This is a genomic window from Stenotrophomonas sp. NA06056 (assembly GCF_013364355.1).
GTDB lineage: Bacteria > Pseudomonadota > Gammaproteobacteria > Xanthomonadales > Xanthomonadaceae > Stenotrophomonas.
This window is the reverse complement of record NZ_CP054931.1, coordinates 1,898,560-1,924,702: the sequence shown is the minus strand read 5'-3', so window position 1 is coordinate 1,924,702 and position 26,143 is coordinate 1,898,560. Positions and strand designations below refer to the sequence as shown.

The window sequence follows — 26,143 nt, the reverse complement described above, 5'->3', positions numbered from 1 at the left end:
GTGCCAAGGCCGGACCGGGGAATGATGGGCGTGATGGCGACGGTCCGGACGTGGATTGTGGGCCGCGCGGCGATGCGCGGCAAGCGAAGTTCCGCACAGCATCCACGCATGGCGTGGATCCACCAGGCGACGACAGGTCCAGTAGATCCACGCCATGCGTGGATGTGGTGCCTACGGTTCCTGCAGCGCCTCGAAGCGCTCGGCAAGGTAGTCGATCAACGCGCGCACCGCCGGCAGCAGGCCGCGCCGCGAGGGGAACACGGCATGCACGATGCCGTGCCTGGGCTGCCACTGCGGCAGGATCGGCACCAGCGCGCCGCTGGCCAGTTCGTCGGTGATCATCATCCGCGGCAGCATCAGCACGCCGACACCGGCCACCGCCGCACTGCGCAGGGCGATCATGTCATCGCTGACCAACCGCGGCCGGTGGTGCACGCTGGCCGTCACCTCCTCTGGCCCGGCGTACTCCCAGGCATGCACCTGGGCCGGCGATGCCAGGTCCACGGTCGGCATCATCGCCAGATCGGCCGGCACGCTCGGCATACCCATCCGCTTCAGCAGCGCCGGGCTGGCGGCGGTGCACCAGATGCGACGGGCCAGCACGCGCACCACCAGATCGCTGTCCTCCAGCGGTGGCGGGCGCACGCGGATGGCCACATCCACGCCCTCGCCCACCACATCCACGCGCCGGTTGGTGGCATCCAGCTGCAGGGTCACCTGCGGATGCAGGGCCAGGAAGTCAGCCAGCATGACGCCAATGCGTGCGTGCAGGATCGCGATCGGGCATGCCAGTCGGATCGTGCCACGCGGCTCGGCGCGTGACAGCGCGATGGCCTCTTCGGCTGCTTCGGCCTCCACCAGCATCGCCTTGCAATGGCGATAGTAGTCCTGGCCGATCTCGGTGACCGAAAAGCGGCGGGTGGAACGTTGGATCAGGCGGACACCCAGCCGTTCCTCCAGCAGGGCAATGCGGCGGCTGAGCTTGGACTTGGGCATGGCCAGTGCGCGCCCTGCCTGCGAGAAGCCGCCGTGCTCGACCACCATGGCGAAATAGAACAGGTCGTTGAGGTCGCAGCGGCGGATGTCGGCGATGAACACGGGACGATCTCCTGCGGCCCTTGCCGGGCCTTCATCGTTCATAGAATAGGACTATGACGGCAAATTCTGCCGGCTACCGGGCCCATTGTCACGGCGATATCGTCTCCGCAACGAAAAACAGCGACCGGTTGCCCCGGTCAGGAGATCGCCATGAAGCGTGTCACCGGTACCTACAGCGCCCCCCGCCCGCACTGGGTGGGCGACGGCTTCCCCGCCCGTTCGATGTTCTCCTACAACACCCATGGCCAGCACCTGAGCCCGTTCCTGCTGCTGGACTACGCCGGGCCGTACAGCTTCCCGCCCAGCGAGACCCCGCGCGGGGTCGGTCAGCATCCGCATCGCGGCTTCGAGACCGTCACCATCGTCTACGAAGGTGAAGTCGCCCATCGCGACTCGACCGGCGCCGGCGGCACCATCGGCCCGGGTGACGTGCAGTGGATGACCGCTGCCTCCGGCATTCTCCATGAGGAATTCCACACGCCGGAATTCAGCAAGCGCGGCGGCACGCTGGACATGGTGCAGTTGTGGGTGAACCTGCCCGCCAAGGACAAGATGGGTGCGCCGGGTTACCAGACTCTGCTCGATGCGCAGATTCCCTCGGTGGCCTTGCCCGACGGCGCCGGCCGCGTACGCGTCATCGCCGGGGCATTCGATGGCCATGCGGGACCGGCACGCACCCACACCCCCATGGACGTGTGGGACATCCGCCTGCTGCAGGGCCAGCACGCTGAACTGCCGGTGGCCGGCGGCCGTACCCTGGCGCTGGTGGTGTTGAAGGGCACGGTGCGAATCAACGGCGGCCAGGCAGTCGGCGAAGCACAGCTGGTGACCTTCGACCGCAGCGGCGAAGACGTGTTCATCGATGCCGACAGCGACGCCACCGTGCTGCTGCTCAGCGGCGAACCGATCGACGAGCCAGTGGTGGGCTATGGGCCGTTCGTGATGAACACCCAGGCCGAGATCAGCCAGGCCGTCAACGACTTCAACGGCGGCCGCTTCGGCCAGATCGCGCACTGATCCACTGCATTGCGGCGGGCAACCGCCCGCCGCCTTCCGGGCCTTCGCCCCCTCCCCAGGAGACTGACCATGAGTACCCCCGCCAACTTCAACGGCGCCCGCCCGGTGATCGACCCGGACAACGCCGCGATGCTGCTGATCGACCACCAGAGTGGCCTGTTCCAGACCATCGGTGACATGCCGTTCACGTCCGTACGTGCGCACGCCACCGCCCTGGCGAAGATGGCCACGCTGGCGAAGATGCCGGTGATCACCACCGCGTCGGTACCGCAGGGTCCGAACGGCCCGCTGATCCCGGAGATCCACGACGCCGCACCGCATGCGCAGTACGTGGCACGCCGCGGCGAGATCAACGCGTGGGACAACCCCGAGTTCGTCGCCGCGGTGAAGGCCACCGGCCGCAAGCAGCTGATCATCGCCGGCACCATCACCAGCGTGTGCATGGCCTTCCCTTCCATTGCCGCCGTCGCCGACGGCTACCAGGTGTTCGCGGTGGTCGATGCCTCCGGCACCTATTCGAAGATGGCCGAGGAAATCACCCTGGCGCGCGTGTTGCAGGCCGGCGTGGTGCCGATGGATACCGCTGCGGTCGCCTCGGAAATCCAGCGCACCTGGAACCGTGAGGATGCCCAGCAGTGGGCTGCGATCTACACGCAGATCTTCCCCAACTACCAGCTGCTGATCGAGAGCTACCAGAAGGCGCAGGACGTGCAGAAGCACCACGAGCAGCTGGATTCGCAGCGTAGCTGAGCCCACTGCATCCACGGCGATCTCCTCCTGCCGGTACGCCGCCGGCTCCACCGCAAGCCAACCCCGACCAGGACACCCTCATGGCCAGTGAACCGATCCGTGACCCCGTCAGCGACCACCTGCTGACGCCGCAGAATTCCGCCTTCATCATCATCGACTACCAGCCGGTACAGGTGAACTCCATCGCCTCGATGGACCGCCAGCTGCTGGTCAACAACATTGTCGGCACTGCCAAGGCGGCGGTCGCCTACGGCCTGCCGATCGTGCATTCGACCGTGAACGTGCAGACCGGCCTGAACAAGCCGCCGATCCCGCAGCTGCGCAAGGTGCTGGGCGACTACCCGACCTACGACCGCACCACCATCAATTCCTGGGAAGACGTCGAGTTCCGCAAGGCGGTGGCAGCGACCGGCCGCAGGAAACTGATCATGACCGCGCTGTGGACCGAGGCCTGCCTCACCTTCCCCGCCCTGGATGCGCTGAAGGAAGGCTATGAAGTCTACGTGGTGGTCGATGCGGTGGGCGGCACCTCGCTGGCCGCGCATGACGCCGCGCTGCGCCGCATCGAACAGGCCGGTGGCCAGTTGATCAGCGTGACGCAGCTGTTCTGCGAACTGCAGCGCGACTGGGTACGGGCGGAGACGGTGCCGGCCTTCATGAATCTCTTCATCGAAACCGGTGGTACGGCCGGCATCCAGTTCTCGTACGATCGTACGGAGTGATTCCGTGGCGGCCCCGGCTCCGGCTGGCGCCGCCTTTTCCTGCAGCCGAGCATGGCTCGGCGCGACAACCGGGGATTCCCATGGCCTACGCACGCATTGTTTCGACCGCCGACAACTACCTGCACCACATCAGCAACGGCCAGTTTGATGTCGCGGCCGATGAACCGGCCTCGCTCGGCGGCCAGGGCAAGGGTTTTGCGCCGTTCGACCTGTACCTGGCCTCGCTCGCCGCGTGTACCGCCATCACCCTGCGCATGTATGCCCAGCGCAAGGGCTGGGAGCTGGGCGAGTTCCACGCCGAGCTGCGTTCCGAACGTGATGCGGACGGACGCTTCCACGTACACCGTGTGCTGCATGCCAGCGCCGAGCTGAGTGATGCACAGTGGCAGCGGCTGCTGGAAGTGGTGGAAAAGACCCCGGTGACGCTGGTGATGCGCGAGGGTGCGCGGATCACCAGCGAGCGCGGGATGGTTGCATGAGGAAATCCACGCATGGCGTGGATCTACTGCCCCCTTACCGCCGTGAATGCAGCACGGTGCGCTGGCGCATTGCGTTGAACTCCTGTTCGACCTGCTGGATGTCGTCAGCCTGGAAGCCGGCGGCATCGAGCAGCTGATCGGCCGCGGCGGCAGCCAGCGGGTCATCCTCACGCTGGCGCCAGCAGCGTGCCGGCAGGAAATAGCCAACCTCGCTGCGCCCGCGCATGATGACCACCGGTCGCCCTGCATACAGCAGGAACTCGGCCAGGTGCTGGCGCAGCCCCTCCACCGACACATAGGCCGGCCCGATGCCCAGTGCCTGTGCAGTGGGCTCGGAACTCTCGAACAGCTTGCGACGGCTCATCCACTCCTCCTGTGTGCAACGCATGGTCTCCTTTCCTTAGACGGGCGCGTCGCCGCGCCTCCGCCACGCATGCTGTGACTGCGATCACGCTGTCCGATCAGAAACCGGTATTGAACTCCAGCTGGAACACGTCGATCGACAACGGCGGGCCCGACACTTCCTTGGCCGCCATCCACTTGCCGCTGATCCAGCTGCGTGCATCCAGCGCATAGGCGCCGCCCACGTAGTAACCGCGCGCATTGGTACCACCCAGGTGGAAGTTCGGATCGTTGTAGGCATCGGGCAGTGCATCGGCCTCGATCCGCTTGTAGCCCAGCAGGGCCTGCCACTGGCCCTTCTCCTTCAGCTCGGTGGCACCGAAGGTGGCCTGCAGCATCCAGGCGGTGTCGCCGCTGCGGAAGGTATCGATGCTGGCGCTGCCACCGGCACCGTAGTTGTTGACGATGCCGTTGTTGGCCCTGGCGAACATGGCCTGCTTGTCATAGGCCAGGTTGCGGATGTAGTCCGCATCCAGGCGCATGCCGATGTCCTGCGCAAGCTGTGTATCCCAGCGCAGGTTGAAGGTCGCCAGGCGGAACGCCGAGGCCAGGCCCACGTACTGCGGCGTGGGCGTGTTGGCCGGATCCAGCGGATTGCGGGCGATGTCGCGGATCAGCATCAGGGTGTTGCCCTTCTGCATGAACGCCGGCCGCGACCAGTCGGTATCGCAAGCGACCTCACCTGCGTACAGCGCGCACGGCGACGACAGGCGGCCGCTGATGTTCTTGAAATCGTAGTAGCCCAGTGCCGCACGCAGGCTGTTGTCATCGTTGAAGCGCCAATTCACCCCCACCTGTGCACCGGACAGCCACTTGTTCTCGTTGGGCGTCTTCACCCGGCTCTGGCTGGGAGCGCTGTCGGAGGTGTACTCCAACGGGACCACCGCCAGAGTGCCGAACAGGCCGATGTCGTCGGCGATGTCGTAGCTGAGATTTGCGGCCAAGCCGTCGAAGTTCAGGTCGTTGGAGAACAGCGTGTCGCTGGTCCAGAACGGATTGCCGAAGCGTCCGCCGCGCACCGTCACCCAGTCGGCCGGGCTGTAGGCCAGCCATGCCTGGTCCAGCCACACGTCCTTCTTGCCCAGGCCGCCGCCAAGCTGCTCGGTGGTGGACACCGGCCCGTTGCTGCTGCCGCTGGCCAAGCGCACGCCCGCAGTGGTGTGCTCGCCGATCATCGCTTCGATGCCCAGCCGTGCACGGATACGCCACAGGTTGCGGCGGTCCTGGCGGGTGTTGAGCAGCGGCGGCAGCTGCAGGTTGGTGTTGTTGTTGGTATCGAAGCCGCTGCCTGAGTTCACCGAGGCCCAGTTGGTTTCGATGTCGCTGTTGCGCTCGGAGTAGAAGCGCGATTCGCTGCGCACACGCATGTCGCCGGTGACCTTGATGCGTTTGGTCCATTCCGCCACTTCGTTCGGTGCCGCCCAGCCCTCGGACTTGGCCTGCGCCATCACGTCCTGGCGCACTTCGTCACGAATGCCGTCGCGCACGCTCTGCGGCACGTAGGGCACACGCACGTCGCCCGCCTCCAGCGCCACACCGCCGCTGCTGGCTGTGCCGCCCGCGGTGCCGTGTTGCGCAACCGCCGCCTCTGCTTCGGCCTGAACCAGCAGAGCCTGGCCGTCTTCGGGCTTCAGTGCGCCACTGGCAATCAGGCCCTTGATGAGCTTGACCATGGTGGTTTCGGCAGCCATCACAGTGGCCGGCACGGTCAGGCTGAGCAGTACGGCGCAGCACAGCAGCGCCCGTCGGGCAGGCCGCGGGCGGCGGGATGCGGTTCGAGCGCGGTCGTGGTCGTTCATCACGGTTCTCATCGAAAAGAGGGAAATCACGGAAGTCATCGGTCAGGCGCCGGGGCGACGCCCCTGGATCAGCACGCGCGCGGGGAAATCCAGCGACGCCGGTGGCATCTGGTCGACTTTGCCGATCTGCCGCAGCGCTTCGAGCACGGCCACATCGGCCTCCTCGTTGCCGCTGCCACGCACCAGCTCGACCTTCTCCAGCCGGCCGTCCGGCGCCAACCACACATTCACCTGCAGCTGGAATGCCAGGCGCTTGACCCGCGCATCGCGCGAAATCGCCTGCTGCATCAGATAGCCCAGGTAGCGGCCATAGCTGGCATTGTCGGCACCGCCACGGCCCACACCGGACGCGCCACCACCGCTGCCCGACTGGATGCCGAAGTTGTCCCCACCGGCCTGCGCATCGGCGTCCATGGTTACCGGGTCGGCGTTGTCCGGCGTCGGTGTTGGTTCCTCCGCCGGTGTTGGCTGGTCCAGCGGTTCCGGCTCAGGCACGGTCTCTTCCGGCGGCGTCTCCGGCTCGGGCGGCTTTTCCGGTGGCGGCGGGGGTGGCGGGGGTGGTGGCAACGCCAGCATCGGCGGCTGTACCACCGGTCGGCGGGTGCTGGCGGTGTCCTTGAACAGCAGCCACCACACGGCGATACCCAGTACCAGCAGCGCCGCCAGCACCAGCGCGATCGTCACCAGCAGCTGGCGTCCGCGCGTACCCGGCTCCTGCAGGGGTGGTCGATGACCGGCCATGCTTCAGCCCTGCGCCTTGCCGGTAACGAGGCCGACCTGGGCCAGCTCCAGCCGCCGCAGCAGGTCCAGCACCTCGACCACGCGGGCGTACTGCACCTGCGCGTCACCTCGCACGATCACCGGGAAATCCGGTGAGGTCGCACGTTCGGTACGCAGGCGGTCTTCCAGCTCGGCCATCGTCACCGGGTAGGCATCCAGGAACACCTGGCCGCTGGGGTCGATGGTGATGGCCTTGGTCTTGGGCTTCTCCAGTGCGGTGCTGTTGCTGGCCTTCGGCAGGTTGACCTCGATGCCGGGAATGGAGGCGTTGCTGGTAAGAATGAAGATCACCAGCACCACCAGCAGCACGTCGACGAAGGGCGTCACATTGATGCCCTTCTCGCGCTTCTTGATGCCGAACTTCGCCTTGTAGGCCATGGCCGACCCTCAGCCCTGGACCGCGGCCGGGCCGCGCCCGTCCTGCTCTTCGGCCAGGCGGGCGGCGAACTCGTCGATGAACACCGCCATGTCGGCACCGATCGCTTCGGCGCGTGCGCCCAGCCAGTTGTAGCCGAACAGCGCCGGAATCGCGACGCCCAGGCCGGCTGCCGTACACAGCAGCGCTGCCGCCATGCCCGGGGCCACCGAGTTGATGTCCACCGCACCGGCCATCGCCGCCACCACGAACACCAGCATGATGCCGATCACGGTGCCGAAGAGGCCGACATACGGTGCGCCCTCGATGGTGGTCGACAGCCAGTTCATGCGCCGCGCCATCGCCTCCTGTTCGCGCACCATCACCGCGTCCATCGACGCGCGAATGGCCGCGATGGTGGCCGCGCTCAGGTAGCCGGAGTTGCCGTCGCGCTGATGGCGCTGCTGCATTTCATCGATGGCGACCTGGTAGATGCGCCACAGCGAACCGTCGTGCATCGCCGTCGGCACCTTCCCCTGCTGGTTCATCTCGGACAAGGTGCGCAGCGGCACGCCGGAAAGCTTGCTGAAGCTCTCGGTGAACACTGCATTGGCCTTGCTGGTTCGACCGAAGTGGCGCCCCTTGGCGATCATGATCGCCCACGACAGCAGCATCATCAGGCCAAGGATGGCGACCACCACCCAGGCGTCGAATGGCATCGCCTTGAGGATGAAGGCGAAGTGGCTCTGCCCCGCCGATTGCTCGTCGGCACCGTAGCTGATCAGGCGCGAGTCGGCGCCCTGCGCGGTGGCATCGGCCAACAGCAGTGCCGCCGGGCGCGCGACGCGTGAGACCCGCAGTTCATCCAGCGCGCCATCGAAGTTGGCCAGCGGCTGCGTCGCACCCGGTGCGTCGGCACCCACCACCGCTGCGGTCGTCAGTGCCGGCAGTTCACCACTGAGCTGGGCCACCACGCGACCGTTCAGGTACAGCTGCAACGAACCCTTCTCGGCGGTAAGCGCAAGATGCGCCCACTGTCCTTCCGGAATTGGCTGTGCCGGCGTACTGCGCTGGCCGTTGAGCTGCACGAACGGCACACGGTTGTCGATACCCACCACCAGCTCGGCACTGCCATCACGCCGGGCATAGATCGCCTGCGCGGTGGTCAGCGCGCCCGGCTTGATCCAGGCCGAAACGGTGAGCGGCGCGCCCGCTTCCTGTGCCAGCGAAGCGCTGGCCGGCAGCGGCAGGGGGCCGGTCCCGAGCTGCACGCCACGCCCGATCACCGTGCTTTCCGCTGCGGTCACAACCGCGCCGGCCGTGTTGCCGTAGGCCGTGGTATCACGCGCCGGCGCATTGGCTTCGGCAAAGTGGTAGACCAGCGTGTAGTCCGGATCGAACACCTGCTGGCCATTGCCGCTGGCCGGTGCCTTTGGGTTGCCGTAGTACATCCAGATTGTCTGCGGCGCGCTGGCGGTCAGTGCCGGCACGTCCACCCAGACCAGGGCCAGGCCCAGGTTCGGGTCGAACTGTTCGATCTGATGGGCCAGCACGGTGCGTCCGTCAGCAGAAACGAAGCGCAGGTCATTGCCGCCCTCCTGGGTGCCATCAAAACCGAAGTTGCCGGTATGCAGGCGCAGCAGCAGCGGTGTACGCCCGGGGTTACCGGCCAACCCCGCACCCTGTGGGCCGGCGTCGACGGTGATCGGCTTGCGGTACTTCCATTCGGCCTGCCACCAGTTGGCATCGGCCGCGGCGGCGGGCAGCGCGATCAGCGCAACCAGCAGCAGCAACATTCGGGAAAGCAGACGGTCCATGCAAAGGGTCTCCGGAGAACGCATCTCAAGGGAAGGGTCAGTAGCTGGTGCTGATGTTGAAATGCAGGCGCGGGTCGTCCTTGCGCGTGACCGGGCCGTCGGCGTAGGGCCAGGCGTAGTCCAGGCGCAGCTGCAGGTGTTCGCCCAGGCGCAGTTGCGCGCCCAGCCCGACCGAGGCCAGGTTGTACTTGTCGCGCTGTTCCGGCAGCGGCTGGCGCAGGCGCAGGTAGGCCGCGTCCGCGAAGCTGTACAGGCGCAGGTCGGTACCGCTCCACAGCGACCACGCCGGGGTGCGCCATTCGAGGTTGGCCAGTCCGCCGTAGTCGCCGATCGCCTCGGCCGACAGGTAGCCACGCACGGTGTACATGCCACCGGCGGCGAACTGCTCGGCCGACACCAGGGGCGCATCGGTGACCTGCAGCGAGCCGCGTGCGTACCACTGCCAGTCGCTGCCGAAGGTGTGGGTGTTGGCCACATCGGCCTTGAAGGCCACGAAACTCGGGTCGGCCCAGTAGCGCTTCTGGTCGAAGGCAATGGCGTCGCTGCCGTAGCCGAACAGGCGGCGGGTGCCAGCCACCAGCTGGGTGTTGATGCTCAGCTGATCGCTCTCGCCCTGGCGCACGCCGACGAAGGCCAGCGTGATCGGCGCATACTTCAGTGGCGTTTTCAGGCTGTCCTTGCCCATCTGCGTGTCTTCTTCGGTGTCCTTGAAGTCCACGCCGAGGCTGAGCTGTCGCCACCAGGCACCGCTGCCGGGCAGGCGGTAGTTGAGCTTGAGGCCGATCGAATGACCGTTACCGATCACATTGGTGCCGGTACCCGTGCCTGCACCGCCTTGACCACCAGCATTGAGTACGCGGCTGTCGGATTTGTAGCCCGAGGCCTCCAGGCTCCACGGCGTGCCCTCGAAGGGCACCGTGTAGGAGGCAGAGAACACCTTTGCCTGGTCCATGTCTTCCGGCGCGATGAACACGCCGATGCTCGCGCTGTGCCCACGCCGCCACAGGTTGTCATGGGCCAGCGATGCACTCAGCCGCAGCTTCTCGGTATCGGCGCTGTGGTCGTTGTTGAGCGCCGCACTGGCCCGCCAGGGCGATTTCTCTTCCACCTGCAGATCCACATCCATGGTGCCCGGCACCTGGCCCTCGCGCACCAGCGGCATCACCTGGCGGCGGCCCCCTTCGTTCAGCGCAGTCAGTTCCTTCTGTGCCTGGTCGAAGTCGGGCACCTTGCCCTCGGCCAGTGCCGGTACGCGATCGCGGATGCGTTCGGGCGATTCATGCTTCGTGCCCACGACCCGCAGCTGGCCGATCGGCGTCTGCTGCACCTTCAGCAGCACCACGCCGCCACTGACCTGCTGCTCGGGAAGCTCGACATAGACCGACTGGTAGCCGGCCTGCTGGTACAGCGCGTGAACCGCATCGCGCGCCTTCTCGACATCGGCCAGGGTCTTGCCCGGGCCGAGGAACGGCTCCACCGCGCGTTCAATGTCGCGTGGATCGAGCACGGTGTTGCCACGCACGATGTATTCATTGATGTTCACGCTGGGCGCAGGCGCTGCCTCCTGCGCGAACAGCGGCAGCGGCAGCGCTGCCAGGGCCAGCATCAACGGATGCAGGCGCAGCGGAAGGCGGACGGCTCGGCACGGAACAGGGTTCATCGAAGGCATCGCGGCGTATCGAAGGGAGTGGCCAGGGAGCGGCGCGTGGGTCTATCAACAGGACGTGTACGTCGCGTCAAAGCCGCCAACAGTTTTGTGACAGCACTGTCATCTTTTGACAGCGCCGCAACACCCGCAGGCGGACCCTGCCTTCGCCACACGTCTTCATTGCAGAACATCGCTTGCTGCAGGAGATTCGGGATGCGTGAATCGTTGATGATGGGCCTGCGCGCTTCCCTCGCCCTTGCCCTGCTGCTGCCATCGGTTCGCGCCGACGAGGCGAAGAAGCAGGAAGATGCAGCGCCCTGCATTGAAGTGCAGGTCAACGGCGAGCGGATTCCGGCCTGGGACTGCCTGCAACGCAAGCTGGCGCCGCCACCGAAAGCGGCGAAGTCACCGACGCTCCCCGAAGCCGAGCGCCTGATGCGGCAGCCCGGCAACCAGCTGATGCAGTACAACCTGGAAGGCACGCGACAGCGCATGGGCGATGCCTTTGGTCGTTCGGTGATACCGCAGCGTCCGGCACGCTGAGCCTGCGCGGCCGTAGCGCCGGGCCATCGCTCGGCAGGATTCTGTAGAGTCGACCCGTGCTCGACTGTTCTTCCAGACGCAGCCGAGCGTAGGCTCGGCCCTACAGTGCGGCCGGCACGATGCCATCGGTCGGTACCGGCGGCAGCTCGGGAACCACCAGGCTGCGCGACTGCCCCGCCTGGTTCAGCTCCACCGCCGTGGCACTGATGCGGGCGAGAACCGTGCAGGGTCCCAACCGCTGGCCCGGCGCGTAGGCTTCGGCAGGACGGCCATCCACCGAAAGCAGTGCCAGCGGCGCGTGGTCGCCGGCCATCACGCCCAGTACGACCACCTCGGTCTGCACCGCACCAGGGGACAGCAACCGCACCAGCGGCAGGCTGGCCACCGCATCGAACAGCGGACGTACAGGTGCCTCCGCGTGGGTTTCGCTGGCCGCCGCCATGGGCGTCACCGCAGACAGTGTCACGCCCCAATAGGCGACCACCGCCAGCAGCAGCGTTGCCGCCAGTAGAGTCAGTATGCGATTGCGATCCCAGCGCCTGCCATCCATGTTCCGCACCATCGCCACGTTCGTGTCTGCCCACGCTAGCAGCTGCCGCTGACGCTTTTGTTTCATCATGCCGATCTACGCTGGCAGGCATCGACCTGGACAGGAGGCAACGTCGATGGAGCGCGTGCCGCATGGTTTCACCCTGCTGGAACTGATGGTGGTGCTGGTGATCATCGGCATCTGCACGGCGGGCATCGGCCTGGGCCTGGGCAGCCTGCTCGACCCCGCGCGCCAGCTGCAGCAGGAAGCCGAACGGCTGGCACAGCGCCTGCAGGTGGCGCGCGACGAGGCCCGCATCGATGGCCGCACCCTGCGCTGGCAGGCCGATGCCGCCGGCTACCGCTTCAGCCGCCGCGAAGGCACCCGCTGGGTGGACGTGCAGCGCGATGACCTGCTGCGCCCGCAGCAATGGCAACCGGCAGGCATTGCGGTACAACCTGCCACGCCGATTGAGCTGAGCCCGGAGTGGATCGGCGTGGCGTGGGAACTGACGTTGTCGTTGCAGGGCCGCCAGCTGCGTCTGCGTGATGATGGCAGCGGACAGTTGCAGGTCGTGCAGTGAAGCGGAACGTGCGCGGGTTCACCCTGATCGAAGTGCTGATCGCATTGGCGATTGTTTCAATTGCGCTGGCGGCGGTGATGCGCTCGGTGGCGGTGGCCACCGACGATCAGTCACGCCTGCGCGACCGTCGCCTGGCACTGATGTGCGCGCAGGATCGCTGGCAGGAGCTGCGCCTGGCCGGGCAGCCACCGCAGGATGCGCGGCAGCGCTGCGTGCAGGGGCGCAGCAGCTTCCTGGTACTGCAGCATATCGGCACGGGAAGTGACGGGCAGCCGCAACTGGAACTTGGTGTGGTTGCCGAAGATGCACCGCGGCAGTCGCTGGCGCGGATTCAGCTGCCATGGACGGCGGCGCAATGAAGCGTGACGCAGCGGGTTTCACCCTGATCGAGGTAATGATCGCGATCACCATCATGGGCGTGCTGGCGCTGATCTGCTGGCGTGCACTGGACAGCGTGGCCAGCAGCGACCAGCGCCTGCGCCGGGCCGATGCCGAGACCACGACGGCGCTGCGCGTGCTGCAACAGTTCCAGCGTGATATCGAGATGCGCGCAGACGATGCACTGATGAATGGCGCAGTACGTCCGGCAGATCGTCCGCAGCGCCTGCTGCCCCCTTCACTGGTGAGCGAACGACATCCGGATGGAAGCTTCGCGTTGGAGATCACCCGCAGTCTGGGCAGCGACGGGTTGCGCTGGCAACGTGTTCGCTGGTGGCGACAGGGAAGCACACTGTGGCGGGCCAGCGGCGCTGCAACGGATCGCTACCCTTTGCCCGCACCGGATCCGTCAAAGGGAATCGCGGTGGCGCACGATGTGCAGCGGTTCGAGGTGCGAGCGTGGCAGCCGGGCGCCGGGTGGGCGATGTTGCCCAGCGACGGCGAGGTGCTGCCGGCTACTGGACTGGAGCTGCGATTGGGCCTGCGCGATGCACGTGGGCCGTTGAGCTACCGACGGGTGCTGGAGCTTTAGGGCGCATCCCCGCTACGCATCCACGCAGGGCGTGGTTCTACTACCCTCCTGCCGCCGGGTGCTCTCCTGCACCCGGCGGCGCTGTGTCGGTGGTCCTCACCGCTGATGGCCGCTCCCTGCCCTCCGTGCCGTCCTGGCTGGGGCCGCCACCGTTCCCTGGCGGCTGGCCCGATGCTGTCCATTCCTGCGGTCCAGCTGCATCCACGCATGGCATGGATCCACGGTGGGTGCCGACCGTTGGTCGGCACGGTTGCAAGATGCCTAGCGTCGCTGCGTGCCTTCGTCCCTGCTCGCCTGCGGGAACTGGAACGCGCTGTTGGCGTCGTAGCCGCTGTTGGCGGTCGTGCCGCGCGCCGGCGGCGCAATGCTGCTGGTGCCGCTGCCGAAGCCGAGGATCTGCACGCTGATCACCGACGGCTGGTTGCGCCGTGCGTCGTCCTGGCTCTTGCGCATCACATCCTGCGCGGCCTGGCTGGCGCTGTTCGCTGCCGCACTGGCCGAGGCCAGCGCATTGACGTTCACCGTGGCCAGCACCGGCAGGCCCTTGCTCTCGCCCTGCACCTGGATGTTGGCTGCATTGAGCACCTGCAGTGCGGCCAGGTTGATGTTGCCCGAGACGCGGATACCCGCCTCACCCGCATCGATGGTGCCCAGCGGCGCGATCAGATCGACGTCGCCCGGCGGCACTTCGGGAATCGGGGCCAGCGTGGCGAACCCGGCACCGCTGGCCGGCGCCTGCGGCGACAGCAACACATTGCCCCAGTTGTCATAGATCCGACGCGGCGGCGTATACAGCAGCGTGGTGCGAGAGCCGCGACCGGCATTGATGTCGCCCTGCTCCGTCCAGGCCAGGATGTCACCGCCGAACGCGGTCATGACACGCGACAGGCCGAGTAGCACGCTGTCCTGGCTGAACAAGCGGATATCGCCCTGTCCCTGGGTCACCAGGCCCGCGCTCGCAGGCGGCGCCTCGCCGACCACGCCCACCACGATCTGCCCACCGGGCGCCATCAGCTCGATGTTGCCACCGGCCTCGGTGCGTACGCCGGAGCCACCGTACATCACGATATCGCCGCTGCGATCAATCGTCTTGCCGTTTGCTTCCTTGTCCGGCAGCAGGGTTGCAATGGCTTCGCGACCACGCAGGTAGGAACCCAATCGCGGCCCGTCCGGATTGTTGTACTCGCGGCCGCCCTCGCGCAGTTCAGCGTAGTAGACCTGGCGCAGGAAGATGTGCTGCTGTTCCAGCGGCAACCGGTCGAACACAGCCAGGGCCTCGGCGCCGTCGACGGCAAGGCCGAAGCGCTGCTGCAGCCACTGCTTCAGCTCCTTGTCGTAGATCTTCACCGCCTTGCCGGGCTGCGATGCCAGCGACTGCGAAGGATCGGCGAGGTTGGCCGGATCCAGGTAGCGGGCGCGCACGGCATCGAACGCAATGTACTGGTTGCCGGCGGCCACCGCGATGCTCGCACCCGGGCGCGTGTCGCCCTGGATCAGCCCACCGCGCGAGACGATGCTGCCGCTGTCTTCCTGGCGGAGCTGGCGGCCTGCACTGACATCGACGCTTCCTGGGCCAAACACGGTCAGGTTGGTGTGCACGATGTCACGGCCAGCCTGGACAACAGTCATGTCGGTGCTGCCATTGTTCATCGCCATTACCGAGCTGCCGAGAATGTCCATGCCTGCGCGCAGCTGAACCGGCGCCGACACGTCATACCAGATGCCGACCGTTCGGATCATGCCCGCGCTGGTGCCCAAGGCCCATTCGCCGCCGGTACGCAGGCCGATGATGTCGCCGCTGCCGGCGTAGAAGCGGTTCGGCTGTCCGTCGCCGGCACGCGGCGTGCTCAGCATCGGCCGGTTCGGTCCGAACGCAAACAACGGTGAATCGCCATTGAACCTGACATTGAGCGGCGCAATCGTGCCATCCTGCGACAGATTGCTGCGTAGCAGCTGATTGCGGCTACTGCCACCGAATCCGCTGAAGGCAGGGTCGAAGGGCGACGGCAAGCGGGCATCCGCCCCCGAGCTGCTGATCATCGGTGCATCGGCTGCAGCCAGGATGGAGTTACCTGCCAGCAGCTGCAGAGTGCTGTTGGTCCCTGGGGCCGTCAGCAGCACCTCTCTGGAAACGGAACGCGAAAGCTTGATATCACCGCTGGCAGCGATGGCCGTCAGGCGCGACGGATAGATCCGATAGGTGGCTCCGCCCACGACGCCTTCCATTCCACCATCTGCCTCTTCCTGCGTTGTCGCCTGCCCGACAGGCACGATGTCGCCGCCTGCGGAGAACAGATTGATGGCGGTGGTAGGGGTCCACAGCGCGAATCCAGCAACGCCCAGCAACCGTGAACCATCATCGGTCCTGGCCTCGAACGCATTGTACTGACGAACCCGGCCGGCATCCGCGGCACTGGAAAGGACGACGTCCCCACGCGCCTGCAGGTCCGCAACCGCATCGCCCAGCACCAGCAGCGGGCCACCCATCGCAGCGCTGGTGCTGGCGCGGAACGGGTCCATCGCACGAAGTCCGCTACTGATGGTCTGATAGTCACTGGCACGCACAACGCTACCGCCAATCCTTGCGGCATCGATGCCGAGATGGCCGCGCAGATTGACCAGTGTGCCGTTGAGCTGAGGGTTCTGGATGTTTTCGGTCTGGCTCATCGACGTTGCTGCCAGCAGCGGATTCAGCGCGCCGGCAAACCGCAGGCGCAGATCACCGCCACCGGTCTGCACGAGGCGACCATCATCAACGCGGCCGGTGGCCCCGACTGCCGCGTTGATCGCGGTCGAGTAGCGGGTACCACCGAGGACGCCCAGCGCCTCGCCCTTGGCGGCTGTCACGCCGCCATGACGGCCTGCCTCAACCTCAAGATTGCCGCCGCCCAACGTGCCGAGGCCGGTGAATCCGACCATCTTTGGATAGTCCCGGACCTCAGTGGGACTGAACGCGGCGTATGTACCGAAGTTGATCCACCAACTGGTAGCTACCGGCTCGACACCCGTGGTAGTCCCAGTACCCTGCCGCCACAGCCAGCCCCCGGTCGCGCTGCTGAAGGTTCCAGCGACTCCATTGTTGGATCCGCCGGTAGCAGAACGACTGCCCCAGGTTGCTCCGGTAACATCACGGCCCGCAATCACACTCAGGTTTCCGCCATGGTCCGGATACCACGCCTGGTAAGCCGCCAGCGCGGCATCATAGTCGCCGGTCGACTGCTGCAGGCCAAGCAGCATGTCACTTGCGCCCAGCGGGCTGCGCACGGACTGGAAACGAGCATCGTGACCATTGCCAAGGGAGGTGGGTGTACCCGCCGTGTACACGCCGAACACCGAACGCATCTGCACGTCCCTGGCAGCCGACAGCTGCAGGTCGCCCGTGCCGGTGCGCAGCACGCTCCACATCGGCGTTCCATGCTGCGGCGGACCGATGGTCGTGATCTCGCGCATCTCGCCGGGCATCAGGCAGTACCCCTCGCTGAGCAGCCCGCAGATCGCCTCCTCGGTCATGCCGATCATCTCGCCAAACTCCCTCACGCTGGTTCCGGCGAGGGATGGGTCGCCTGCCAGCTCTTCCGCACCGAACTCGGTGAAGATGTACGGCGAGGTGATGCAGCTTGAACCCACCGCACACAGGGCATCCTCGTCCCGCCCAAGGTGAGCGGCCAGCTCCTTTACGGTCCTGCCCACCCAGGAACCGTCAACACCGAGGCGCTGCGCACCTTCCTGGGTCACCAGCCGTTCCCGCACGAACTTGTTCTGCTTCAGTGAGTCACGGATCACGCCGTAATGCGTGTCGGACAACGTCAGGTCGCCATTGGCGCCAAATCGGCGTGTGCGCGGATCGGCGGACTCGGTGTCTGCACCTGCGACCAGGGAGAGATCCCATGACGTGGTGCCCTCGGGCAGCATCTGTGCCAACGCCCAGTTTCGCCCCTGCCTTCCGTCGCTGCCGGAAGGGCGCAGCTTGATCGGCGTGCCTCCCGGAAGCTTGACCAGGGCCATCGACGGAATGAGCGCACCACGCGGCAACGGCGTACTCGCCGCCAGCCGCAGCTCCGTCGGCAACGGCACCCCAGCCGGCCAGGTGTGCGCTGCGACGTCAGCAGCGCTTCGCAGCTGGAAGCCGGCGCCCAGACGCGCGCCCATCGGTACTGTCAGGGCCTGTGCAAGCACGGTTCCGGCTGCATGGAACTGGCCATCGCTCAGGGTGATCGCGGCGGACAGGACCGTGCCAGCCGGCAGCTGCAGGGCCTGGGTCAGGGTCATCTCCACCGGCAGTGTCGTGCCTGCCGGAAGCTGCGCAGCTTGCACCTTGATGGCGTAGTTCAACACTGACGAAGCCGGGAAGCGCGAGCCGACATCCAGCACCACACCATCGCCCGGCACCACGATGTCAGCGCCGAACGGCGTGATCCCCACGGTGGCATCGCTGCCCTCGAACAGCTGCCAGCCGGCGTCGTCCGGACTGACCGGCGGTGGCGCAAAGCCATCGTTGATGCTGCCGTAGACATGCAGATCACCAGCGGCGCGAAGGCGCAGCGCACCGGCCTCACCGAAGCCGCGACGTGCCGGATCGGTACGATTGGCCTGTGGGCCATAGCGGTAGCCGGACAGGTCCAGATCGCCACTGACGGTCAGGTCACCGCTGGGATTGGCTGCCGATGTCATGCCGACGATTTCCACGCCCGGCCGCAAGCGTACGCTGTCCAATGCCGCCAGGCGCGCGGACAGATTGCCATTGCCAAGCGCGGCATTCATCCAGGCCACGCTGTCCGGGTCGACGACGCTGTCCAGCCAGGCCTGCGTCACCATCTGCGAACGATGGCCGTTCACATCAGGCGTCGTCGCCAACGGAGCATCGTCATAGCGACGCACGCCCGTGGCGAAGACATCGCGTGCTCCCAGCACCTGCAACCCGGCATCGGTGCGGATGGATGCATCTCCGCCGCCAGTACGCGGCATGTTCAGTACCAGCGTGCCGCGTGCACGGCCATCGTTCTGACCCGCAGTGCTGCCAACCGCAACATCGGTACCGCTGCGCAGATCGACCCTGGCCGTCCGCCCCAATGCCAGCGTTCCGCTGCGACTCTCCAGTTCAATGATGGCGCGGTTCGGACTGTCGATGATGCTGCCGTAGCTGTCCACGCGCAGCGCGGTGCCGTGCGCGTCCAGGGTGCCATCCACCTGCAGGTCGTCGCGCGCTGCAAGGCGAATGGTGCCCACCTGCTCACCACTGGCGTCGATGCGGCCGTTTACCCGAAGCGCGCCGCCATCCACGCTGATGTCAACCTTGCGTGCCTTCACTTCATCGCTGATCACCAAGTCGCCCTGTTTGATCTGGAAGCTGCGCGCGCCGGTCACGCCATCGCGGGTCAGGCGTTGGTTCAGACCACTGAAGTCCTGCAGCTGCTGTGCGCGCACCAGCAGTTCGCCGTTGTCATATGGCACCACGCTGCCACTGACGTCATGGCGGCCGCTGGCCTGGCCGAGGATCTGCCCGGCCAGATCGACACGTCCATCGCCAGCCCCAAGGGCGGTGACCGTCAGTCGACCGGCCCGGTTGTTGCGTGCCGAAACATCGATCCTCGATGCGGCATCGGCGAGCACGCTGCCATCGGCAGCCGTCAGCTCGACATCGCCACCCCAGCTGTAGTTGTCGACGTCGAACAGGCTGACCTTGCGCCCGGAAAGATCCAGCTCGGCCTTGCTGCCCAGACGTACGGAATGATCTGCGTTGGCGGTCAACCTGCCGGAAGCCAGAGCGAAACGCGTATCGAGCACGATATCACTGGCACGCAGGTCCAGTTCGGCACCCAGCGCGTCGGCTGCCCTGCCCGCCCCCGCACCGTGCGCAGCGAGCGTACCTCCAGCCTTCACCGAAAGCTTCGCGCCGGCCTCAGCAGTGATCAACGGAGCCTGGATGTCGAGATTGCCGCCACTGAACGTCCAGCCCTTGCCGGTGATGTAGTCGCCTTGTCGCTGGTAGACATCCAGCGCACCATTGCCGGCAAACACCAGTTCACGCGCCGCCTGCAGATTGACGCCGGCGAAACCCAGCACCTGGCGCCCGGCCACCACCTCAGGTAGAGGCTGCGAGCGCGCCGAAGGTGCGAGGCGCAGTGTGTCGGTGATGATGTCCAGCTGCCCGCTGCCCAGCCGGCCAGTGATGGCCGGCGCCGACGGCGGCGTCTGGGTACTGCCGAGTGCCGGCGAACCGCCCAGCTGCCCTGCCCAGGTCAGGTCCGCGGCGAAGATGCGCGCCCGGTCATTGCTGTCACCATAACCATGAATTGCGGGCGTACCCAGCACCAGGTTGCGCAGGGTGGCCTTGCCGGTCGCCGCATCACGGGTGTCCAGGTCCACACTGCCGAATACATTGATCGCCTCGCTGGCATTCAGGCGCAGCGTATCCAGCGCCGGGGCCCCGGTAGCCGTGTTGCCGCGCAGCAGGTCGCCCAGCACCTGCTGGTTAAGGGTCATGCCCGGCGGCAGTGCGGCGATGGCTGCGGCTCGCGCAATCGCTTCGGCCGAGCCCAGGTTGATGTTGCCCACCCCCAACGCCAACTCGCGCGTGCCATAGGTGGCCCCCTCACGCAGCTGCAGCTGGCCATTGGTGGTCACATTGATGCTGCCCTCGGACACCAGGCGGGCCTGACCAGCACAGGTCGCAGCCGGACCGCATCCGCCAATGTCGATGTTCACGTTCGAGCCGCCGGTTCCGACCGCGAGCCCCAACAGCTCGGGGCGATCATTGGATACCGCCAGCAGCGCTCCACCCACCTGATAGACGTAGCCGAGACTAGAGGGCAGACCGGCCGTACCCAGACCGAGTGTGTCGATGGCTGCCCCCGCCTCCACTACGATGCCGCTGCCGCCGGCCACCGCGCCGATCAGGACTTCCGGCGCGCGCAAGACAGCCCCGCTCCGCACCACCACGTCCTGGCCAACGCCGCCGACATCAATGACTGATTGAGCCGTCGAACGCACCCGCGCGTTGACGACAAGGCGCGAGGGCTGCAATGCGTTGAGTGCGTCGGCTTCGATCGTCGACCCATCGAGGCGCAAGTCGGCCTTGCCGCCCGCGGCAATGATCTCGAGCGAGCCGAGCTGGTTGACGCGCGTGACCTCCACACTGCCGCCGGTTCCGGTGCTTCCGGTAGCCGCCTGGAAGCGGGCCTCGCCTTCGACACGGAGCGCGGACGTGCCTTGACGACCGGCCCCGTTGCCCAGCTCAAAGCGCAGCATGCCCGCGTCGACCGTCTGCCAGCCACGCGGCAGGCCGAGGCGCTGCGCGTTGGTGGCGGTGAACGCGTTGTAGCTGGTTTCGTTGTATCCGGAATGACGGCGCACGGTCGCGGCCGGGGTCAGCAGCAGGTCGGTCAGCAGCGGCGAGACCGCCTCGACCAGACCGTCGCTGCGGTGACCTGCCACGCGCCAGGAGCCCGTCCCAGTGGGCAGCGGCGTAGCAGAACCGGTCGTAGAGCTCGCCCCCATCTCGACCCGGAACGCGCCAGATTGCAGCGCGAAACTGGCTGGCAACAGCGTGTAGGTGCCTGCGGCCAGGCCCGGCACGCCGGCTGGCACGACAATCTGCTGGCCCACGCGTGGATCGGCAGTACCGTCAGACAGGCCCTGCGGTGCAGCGTTGCCGGTGTAGCCTGGCAGGATCGCATAGACCTCGCTACCGGACTGGCTGAAGCCATAGCGCGGATTGGCTTCGGCAAGGGTGTGGCGCAGGATGTCCACCGAACCACCACGGCCACTGACGAACGCAGCGCCGGTCAGCTCGCCGCCACCGTTCATGTCCAGCACCGCGCCGAGCGCCACGTCGGTCTGGCTGCTGACCACACCGATGCCAACCGGCAACGCGCCACCGCCCACATTGCGTGGGACAACGATTGCACCGTCAAGTCGCCATTGGATGCCATCGACCGTACCGCCGTAAGGCAGGCTCAGCCCCGCACCGCTGGTCGAGGTCAGGCTGCCTGGCAGGAACGAGACCCTGGAAGCAATCGTGTTGCTCCTGTCGGAGCCACCCACGGTAATGCTGCCCATCGGCGCGCGGACCACGCCGCCCTGCTCGACGGTCGCAGCTGCCAGCATCAGGCTGCCCATCGCCGAGAGCGGAGCTGCAGGCGATGCTTCTCCGAGGCCATTGATGCGCAGAACACCGGTCGGATCGCTCCAGATCATGTCTCTGGAAAGCGTGCCTGCTGCGAAACCAGCGCCTATCCGGGCGGACGCACCAGCGACGGGATAAAGCTGCGCGGCAGTGATTTCCAGGCGTTGCGCGGCGAGTAGATCGGCATCCAACGCTCCGGTGCTGGTTGCCCCCTTGAGGAAACGTACATCACCGCTGCTATGCAGGGCGACGTCGCCAAAGCCATCCAGTGCCACCCGGTCGCGGATATCGATCAATCGCGCGTCGGCCTGCAACCGGTGCTGCTCCCCGGTCGCCAGTGGCGCTTCGGCGCTGATCTCGAGTTCGTTGCCGTTGATTACAGACCAGGACGGGTTGGTCAACTTCAGATAGGGCGAGTGCAATGAGATGCTGCTGCCTGATGCAGCACCCGGCAGCAGGCCGATCGAGCCAGCCAGGCGCAGGCTCTGGCCCATTTGCAAATCAATGTCTCCCTCGCTGCGAAGCGCAGCGAACACTGCCAGATTGTCGAACCCTCCGTCGCGGATCTGCTCCACCGAAAGCCGTGCGTCGCCATACTTCGGCGCGGCCACCATCGACGTCACGTCGCGTTTCTGGCTGAGGTTGAGGTACCGGGGTACCTTGACATCCTCGCCGGATCCCTTTGCATAGATGCCGCCACCGAAGGCAATGCCAAGGGTGCCGCCACGCGCGCCGGCACCGCCGGCAGCCGCGTGCAGATCGCCCTGCAGGTAGAGTGCATTGGCCGAGCGCAGTATGATCTCGCCACCATCGCTGTCCACCTGCTGCGCGCCCTGGCCATCGATGTGCAACGCCGTCGAGCTGCCGTCGGCATGCAGCCGTGCGCCCCGCTCGACCACGATGAAGGCATCCAGCGGACGATCGCTGATCTCGCCCGCGCCTTCCCAATCCAGCGCGCCCCCGATCTCGATGCTGCCGCCCTTGCGCACCAGTCCGCGCTGCCGCCGCGCTGAATCCTCCACGCTGAAGGCGTCGCCACTGACATCCAACTCGGCGCCATCGGCAATGCGGTAAGTGCGGCTGTTGGGCTGACTGTCAAACAGATCAGTGGGCAAGCGTACGTCATCCAGCCGGATCCGCCCGCCCGCCGCATGCAGGCGCCCCTCCACTGTGATGTTGCCGCCACCCCGCAGTTCGATGGACTGCGCCGGATCGACCTGCACACTGGCGCCCGTGCCGATGCGCAGGTCGCCGCCACGATTGCCGAACTGCGAGCGCAGGACCAGGCCGGCACCCGCACGCTGGCTGACGCGGCCACTCAACGGATCGGCGCTGTAGAGCGGGGCCAGCCATGCCTGCACGGCTTCCTCACGGGTGACGGCCTTCAGCGCGCCGCTGGCCAGGTGCAGGCCCGGCATGACCACCTCGACCTGCGCACCACCGGCCACTTCCAGGCCTTTGTGCGCATTGATGTCGTACTGGCTGAAACCACTGCCGAACAGCGCACCGCGCAACGTCAGCACGTCGTCGACCTGACCATCGCCACCGATGCGGATATGCCCGCCATCCGTCAACGACAAGCTCCCACTGCCCTGGCCAAGCGCGCTGATGCGTACATCCTCAGCCAACGAAAGACGACCAACATCGCCCGTGCCGGTGTCCAGATTGTTGGCCTGCAGGCTGACGCTGCCGCCCTTCCCGATGCGCGCCTTGCCGGCGCTGTCGACACGGCCGCCGGCGTCTACGCTCAGCTCGCTGCCACGCCCGACCACCACATCCTGGCTGTTCTCCAGCTGCAGGCGACCGCCATCGCTCCACGCCTGGCCCTGCGCCGCGCCGGGGTCCAGCAGCAGATTGCTCCAGCGGCCGGCAAGGTCGATGCGCGCGCCATCGGCGATCTCCACCCGTCCACGCCCGGCCTGCAGCAGCGGGACCAGAGGGCTGCCGACCACCGCCAGCAGATTGCCGGCCTGCAGCTGGCCACCCGCAATGCCGATATCACCGTCGAGGCGGATGTCACTGGCGGTCAGCACCAGCTGACCACCATCCTGCAGGCGCATCTTCCCATCGATGCCGATGCTGCCGGCAGTGGCCAGGTCCAGGCGTCCCCATTGCTGCTCGCTCAGGCGGCCCGCATCCAGCCACAGGGTGTTGCGCTGCGGTACCGGGATCGGTGCCTGCAGCGTCCAGTCAGCCACGGGCATCGCGCCATCAGCGATCCGCACCTGGGTATCGAAGACCGCATTGCGCCCTGCGTTGTCATAGCGCCCCAGCCACAGCTGGGCGTTGCGGGCCACCGCGGTCTGTGCCTGCGCGTAGCCGTCCTTGCCCTGGTCCGGTGCTTTGGCCTGCTGAGCGCCCTGGAACACCTGGGTGTTGATGTCACCCTGCAGCACCGCGGTCGGCGCGGAGATCACCAACCGGCCGGCATCGCGCCCCACGGTATAGCCGTTGTCGACCCGCTCGCCCGGCGCCACCAACGGATTGCGGAAGGCCTCATTGACGCCCCAGCGCTGGTGATCAACCTCGAACCCCTTGTACAGGCCGGCGTACTGCATCTCCGCCGGCGCATCGTCCAGGCGGTACAACTGCCCATCGGTGCCGCGCAGCCAGCTCTGCTTGATCACGCCGGATTGCACATCCAGGCTGCCACCGGCCAGGTTGATCTTCGACCCGCCATGGGTCACCACCTCGCTGCCGCTCAACTGCACGGTGCCGCCCTGGGCCGCCCATTCGCCGATCGAGTGGCGCTGGTTGTCCAGATAGCCGCCCACTTCCAGCAGCCCGCCACCGGCATACCAGCGCTCGGCGGCATAACCGCCGGTACCGGCTGCGACGCGCTGCAGTTCACGACGATCGATCCAGACTTCGCTGCTGATCAACCTGCCATTGTCGCGGTTGACCGGCGAATCGCGCAGTTCGTTGCCCTGCACCTTCACCTGCACGTTGTTGCTCTCCATCGCCACGCGCACACCGACTGCGCCGGAGACATCGACCTGCGCCGCATTGCCCACGTAGCTGCGGCGCGCTGCGTCGCCGACTACCTGGCCGCCAGTCGCAACGGTCAACGAGCCATCCTTGAAATTGATGTCGCCACCGGAGACGATCTCCACGCGCGACTGGTCACGACGGTCCTGCAGCCGCGAGAGGTTGTCGAACGTGCCAGCGCTGCTTGCCGCACGCAGCACATCCTGCTCCGCCGAGGCCTTGATCAACGCGTCGCGCTGGCTGTCCAGCACCGCGCTCTTGCCGTCGTCTTCGATCAGCACCGCGGTGGTTGCACCGGATTGCAGGGTCACCTGGCCCTGGCGGTCGCTGATCGCGTTGAGCAGATGGATGGTGCCGCGCTGGCCCAGCGTGGTCGTAGCGACGGCAACGCCGGCCTGCTCGACCCTGCGCCCGGCCAGGGTGATGTCGCCCTCGCGCGCCTGGATCAGGCCACTGTTGCGCACCTCGCCGGCACTGCTGCCCTGCACGAAGCGCGGCGCGATCTCGTTGCCGGCCGTGGTCGACGCGGTGTTCTGCGCGGTGCCGACGCCGCGACGGATCACGAAACTGTCACCCGCCGCCAGCTGCGCCTGGCCCTTGCGCGTCTCGATCTGGCCGGCGTTCTCCACGCTGCTGCCGGCCAGCAGCACGTAGCCGCCGCCGCGGGTGGCGCTTGAAGGATCGTGGGTGGCGATGCGCGCGCCCTGCTCCACCATCACCTTGCCGAAGGCCTCGGTCAGCGCGGCAGTGGTGCCGTCGGCACTGAACAGGCCGTTGTCGCGGAACTGCCCATCACTGATCCGTGCGGCAGCGGCAACCAGGTTGCGGACGTTGACCTGGCTGTTGCTGCCGAACACCACGCCATTGCGGTTGGCCACGAACACCGTGCCATTGGCCTTCAGCTGGCCGAGGATCTGGCTGGGCCGGGCAGTGGGGTCGTTGACCCGGTTCAACACCGCCCAGTCCGCATTCTGCTGGAAGGTCAGCGTGGTGTTGCCGCCGATGTTGAAGGTTTCCCAGTTCAGGATTGCCTTGTCCGCCGTCTGCTCCACGCTCACCTGGACCCGGCCATCGCTGCCCTGTGACTGGATCGCCTCGCGCGCATTCAACCAGCCACGGGTGAGCGGGTTTTCATCGACCTTCAGGCCGTCCTTGCCCAGCCCGTCGGCCACGATGAAGCCAGCCTCCCGACGCGCCTGCCGGGCCTGCTCCTGCAGCCGCTGCTGCAATGCAATAGCCTGTGCGGCGGTGCCGAGGTTGTCGATGGATTGCTGTAGCTTCTGGCGTGCGGCGTCCTGCTGCTGCGCCGGCAGCTGGAACTGGATCGGTACCCCGTTGGGCATCCGTCCGCTCTGCGCTGCCGCGCCCTGGGCCGCACCGCGATCAGCGAACCAGCCAGGACTGAACGCCTGCTGGGCCTGGCTGGCGGGAGCGACCACCGTACCCAGCGCGACTGCGACGGCCCACGCCATGGGGTGACTGCGGCGCAGCATGGACGGACGGGAAACGGTCGTGAGCGGATGCGACATCTGGACCTC

The 26,143-nt window shown here is 66.7% G+C and carries 17 protein-coding genes; 8 read left to right on the top strand and 9 right to left on the bottom strand.

Annotated features, from left to right (window positions below; translation table 11 throughout):
* Positions 1-171 precede the first annotated feature (171 nt).
* On the bottom strand, positions 172-1,098 hold the full coding sequence (locus HUT07_RS08510) for a LysR family transcriptional regulator (RefSeq protein ID WP_176020569.1): 927 nt from the start codon (positions 1,096-1,098) through the stop codon (positions 172-174).
* Positions 1,099-1,248: 150 nt separating this feature from the next.
* Between HUT07_RS08510 and HUT07_RS08505 the strand changes: the two genes are divergently transcribed.
* From HUT07_RS08505 to HUT07_RS08490, 4 genes are all read left to right on the top strand, one after another.
* A complete protein-coding gene (locus tag HUT07_RS08505) occupies positions 1,249-2,115 on the top strand; it encodes a pirin family protein (protein WP_176020568.1) in 867 nt (288 codons plus the stop codon).
* Between the two features lie 69 nt (positions 2,116-2,184).
* On the top strand, positions 2,185-2,865 hold the full coding sequence (locus HUT07_RS08500) for a hydrolase (RefSeq protein ID WP_176020567.1): 681 nt from the start codon (positions 2,185-2,187) through the stop codon (positions 2,863-2,865).
* 80 nt (positions 2,866-2,945) lie between these two features.
* On the top strand, positions 2,946-3,587 hold the full coding sequence (locus HUT07_RS08495; RefSeq protein WP_100465563.1) for a hydrolase: 642 nt from the start codon (positions 2,946-2,948) through the stop codon (positions 3,585-3,587).
* An 80-nt stretch (positions 3,588-3,667) separates the two neighbouring features.
* Positions 3,668-4,066 carry an OsmC family protein gene (locus HUT07_RS08490; protein ID WP_176020566.1) on the top strand — a complete coding sequence of 133 codons (399 nt, stop codon included), beginning with the start codon at positions 3,668-3,670 and terminating at the stop codon, positions 4,064-4,066.
* Positions 4,067-4,100: 34 nt separating this feature from the next.
* Here HUT07_RS08490 and HUT07_RS08485 read toward each other — a convergent pair whose 3' ends face one another.
* From HUT07_RS08485 to HUT07_RS08460, 6 genes are all read right to left on the bottom strand, one after another.
* Positions 4,101-4,430, bottom strand: coding sequence for a hypothetical protein (locus HUT07_RS08485; protein WP_176020565.1), 330 nt, complete (start codon positions 4,428-4,430; stop codon positions 4,101-4,103).
* 97 nt (positions 4,431-4,527) lie between these two features.
* A complete protein-coding gene (locus tag HUT07_RS08480; protein WP_176020564.1) occupies positions 4,528-6,267 on the bottom strand; it encodes a putative porin in 1,740 nt (579 codons plus the stop codon).
* A 42-nt stretch (positions 6,268-6,309) separates the two neighbouring features.
* Entirely contained in the window at positions 6,310-7,008 is a 699-nt protein-coding gene (locus HUT07_RS08475) for a cell envelope integrity protein TolA (protein WP_176020563.1), read from the bottom strand.
* 3 nt (positions 7,009-7,011) lie between these two features.
* Entirely contained in the window at positions 7,012-7,425 is a 414-nt protein-coding gene (locus tag HUT07_RS08470; RefSeq protein WP_089235818.1) for a biopolymer transporter ExbD, read from the bottom strand.
* Positions 7,426-7,434: 9 nt separating this feature from the next.
* The gene (locus tag HUT07_RS08465) at positions 7,435-9,219 is read right to left on the bottom strand and encodes a MotA/TolQ/ExbB proton channel family protein (RefSeq protein WP_176020562.1); all 1,785 of its coding nucleotides are present in this window, start codon (positions 9,217-9,219) and stop codon (positions 7,435-7,437) included.
* Positions 9,220-9,256: 37 nt separating this feature from the next.
* Positions 9,257-10,879 carry a ShlB/FhaC/HecB family hemolysin secretion/activation protein gene (locus HUT07_RS08460; RefSeq protein WP_176020561.1) on the bottom strand — a complete coding sequence of 541 codons (1,623 nt, stop codon included), beginning with the start codon at positions 10,877-10,879 and terminating at the stop codon, positions 9,257-9,259.
* A gap of 201 nt (positions 10,880-11,080) precedes the next feature.
* Between HUT07_RS08460 and HUT07_RS08455 the strand changes: the two genes are divergently transcribed.
* Positions 11,081-11,410, top strand: coding sequence for a hypothetical protein (locus HUT07_RS08455; RefSeq protein ID WP_176020560.1), 330 nt, complete (start codon positions 11,081-11,083; stop codon positions 11,408-11,410).
* Between the two features lie 100 nt (positions 11,411-11,510).
* Here HUT07_RS08455 and HUT07_RS08450 read toward each other — a convergent pair whose 3' ends face one another.
* On the bottom strand, positions 11,511-11,972 hold the full coding sequence (locus HUT07_RS08450) for a general secretion pathway protein (protein ID WP_176020559.1): 462 nt from the start codon (positions 11,970-11,972) through the stop codon (positions 11,511-11,513).
* Between the two features lie 103 nt (positions 11,973-12,075).
* On the opposite strand from HUT07_RS08450, the gene gspH reads away from it, so the two are divergent.
* Genes gspH through HUT07_RS08435 form a run of 3 tightly spaced genes read left to right on the top strand, consistent with a single transcriptional unit; the run spans position 12,076 to position 13,492 of the window.
* A complete protein-coding gene (gspH, locus tag HUT07_RS08445; protein WP_176020558.1) occupies positions 12,076-12,522 on the top strand; it encodes a type II secretion system minor pseudopilin GspH in 447 nt (148 codons plus the stop codon).
* Positions 12,519-12,881: a type II secretion system minor pseudopilin GspI gene (gene gspI / locus HUT07_RS08440; RefSeq protein WP_176020557.1), complete on the top strand. Its 363-nt coding sequence runs from the start codon at positions 12,519-12,521 to the stop codon at positions 12,879-12,881. The genes gspH and gspI overlap by 4 nt, the downstream gene beginning before the upstream one ends.
* On the top strand, positions 12,878-13,492 hold the full coding sequence (locus HUT07_RS08435) for a prepilin-type N-terminal cleavage/methylation domain-containing protein (RefSeq protein WP_176020556.1): 615 nt from the start codon (positions 12,878-12,880) through the stop codon (positions 13,490-13,492). Before gspI ends, HUT07_RS08435 begins: the two co-directional genes overlap by 4 nt.
* 261 nt (positions 13,493-13,753) lie before the next feature.
* On the opposite strand, the gene HUT07_RS08430 is transcribed toward HUT07_RS08435, so the two are convergent.
* Complete coding sequence (locus HUT07_RS08430) at positions 13,754-26,134, bottom strand: filamentous haemagglutinin family protein (RefSeq protein ID WP_176020555.1); 12,381 nt, start codon at positions 26,132-26,134, stop codon at positions 13,754-13,756.
* Positions 26,135-26,143: the final 9 nt, after the last annotated feature.

Coding starts and splice junctions, on each gene's coding strand:
- HUT07_RS08505 (WP_176020568.1), top strand. CDS start 1,249: ATGAAGCGTGTCACCGGTACCTACAGCGCCCCCCGCCCGCACTGGGTG.
- HUT07_RS08460 (WP_176020561.1), bottom strand. CDS start 10,879: ATGAACCCTGTTCCGTGCCGAGCCGTCCGCCTTCCGCTGCGCCTGCAT.
- gspH (WP_176020558.1), top strand. CDS start 12,076: ATGGAGCGCGTGCCGCATGGTTTCACCCTGCTGGAACTGATGGTGGTG.
- HUT07_RS08490 (WP_176020566.1), top strand. CDS start 3,668: ATGGCCTACGCACGCATTGTTTCGACCGCCGACAACTACCTGCACCAC.
- HUT07_RS08455 (WP_176020560.1), top strand. CDS start 11,081: ATGCGTGAATCGTTGATGATGGGCCTGCGCGCTTCCCTCGCCCTTGCC.
- HUT07_RS08465 (WP_176020562.1), bottom strand. CDS start 9,219: ATGGACCGTCTGCTTTCCCGAATGTTGCTGCTGCTGGTTGCGCTGATC.
- HUT07_RS08480 (WP_176020564.1), bottom strand. CDS start 6,267: ATGAACGACCACGACCGCGCTCGAACCGCATCCCGCCGCCCGCGGCCT.
- HUT07_RS08435 (WP_176020556.1), top strand. CDS start 12,878: ATGAAGCGTGACGCAGCGGGTTTCACCCTGATCGAGGTAATGATCGCG.
- HUT07_RS08470 (WP_089235818.1), bottom strand. CDS start 7,425: ATGGCCTACAAGGCGAAGTTCGGCATCAAGAAGCGCGAGAAGGGCATC.
- HUT07_RS08495 (WP_100465563.1), top strand. CDS start 2,946: ATGGCCAGTGAACCGATCCGTGACCCCGTCAGCGACCACCTGCTGACG.
- HUT07_RS08430 (WP_176020555.1), bottom strand. CDS start 26,134: ATGTCGCATCCGCTCACGACCGTTTCCCGTCCGTCCATGCTGCGCCGC.
- HUT07_RS08475 (WP_176020563.1), bottom strand. CDS start 7,008: ATGGCCGGTCATCGACCACCCCTGCAGGAGCCGGGTACGCGCGGACGC.
- HUT07_RS08450 (WP_176020559.1), bottom strand. CDS start 11,972: ATGGTGCGGAACATGGATGGCAGGCGCTGGGATCGCAATCGCATACTG.
- HUT07_RS08500 (WP_176020567.1), top strand. CDS start 2,185: ATGAGTACCCCCGCCAACTTCAACGGCGCCCGCCCGGTGATCGACCCG.
- HUT07_RS08485 (WP_176020565.1), bottom strand. CDS start 4,430: ATGAGCCGTCGCAAGCTGTTCGAGAGTTCCGAGCCCACTGCACAGGCA.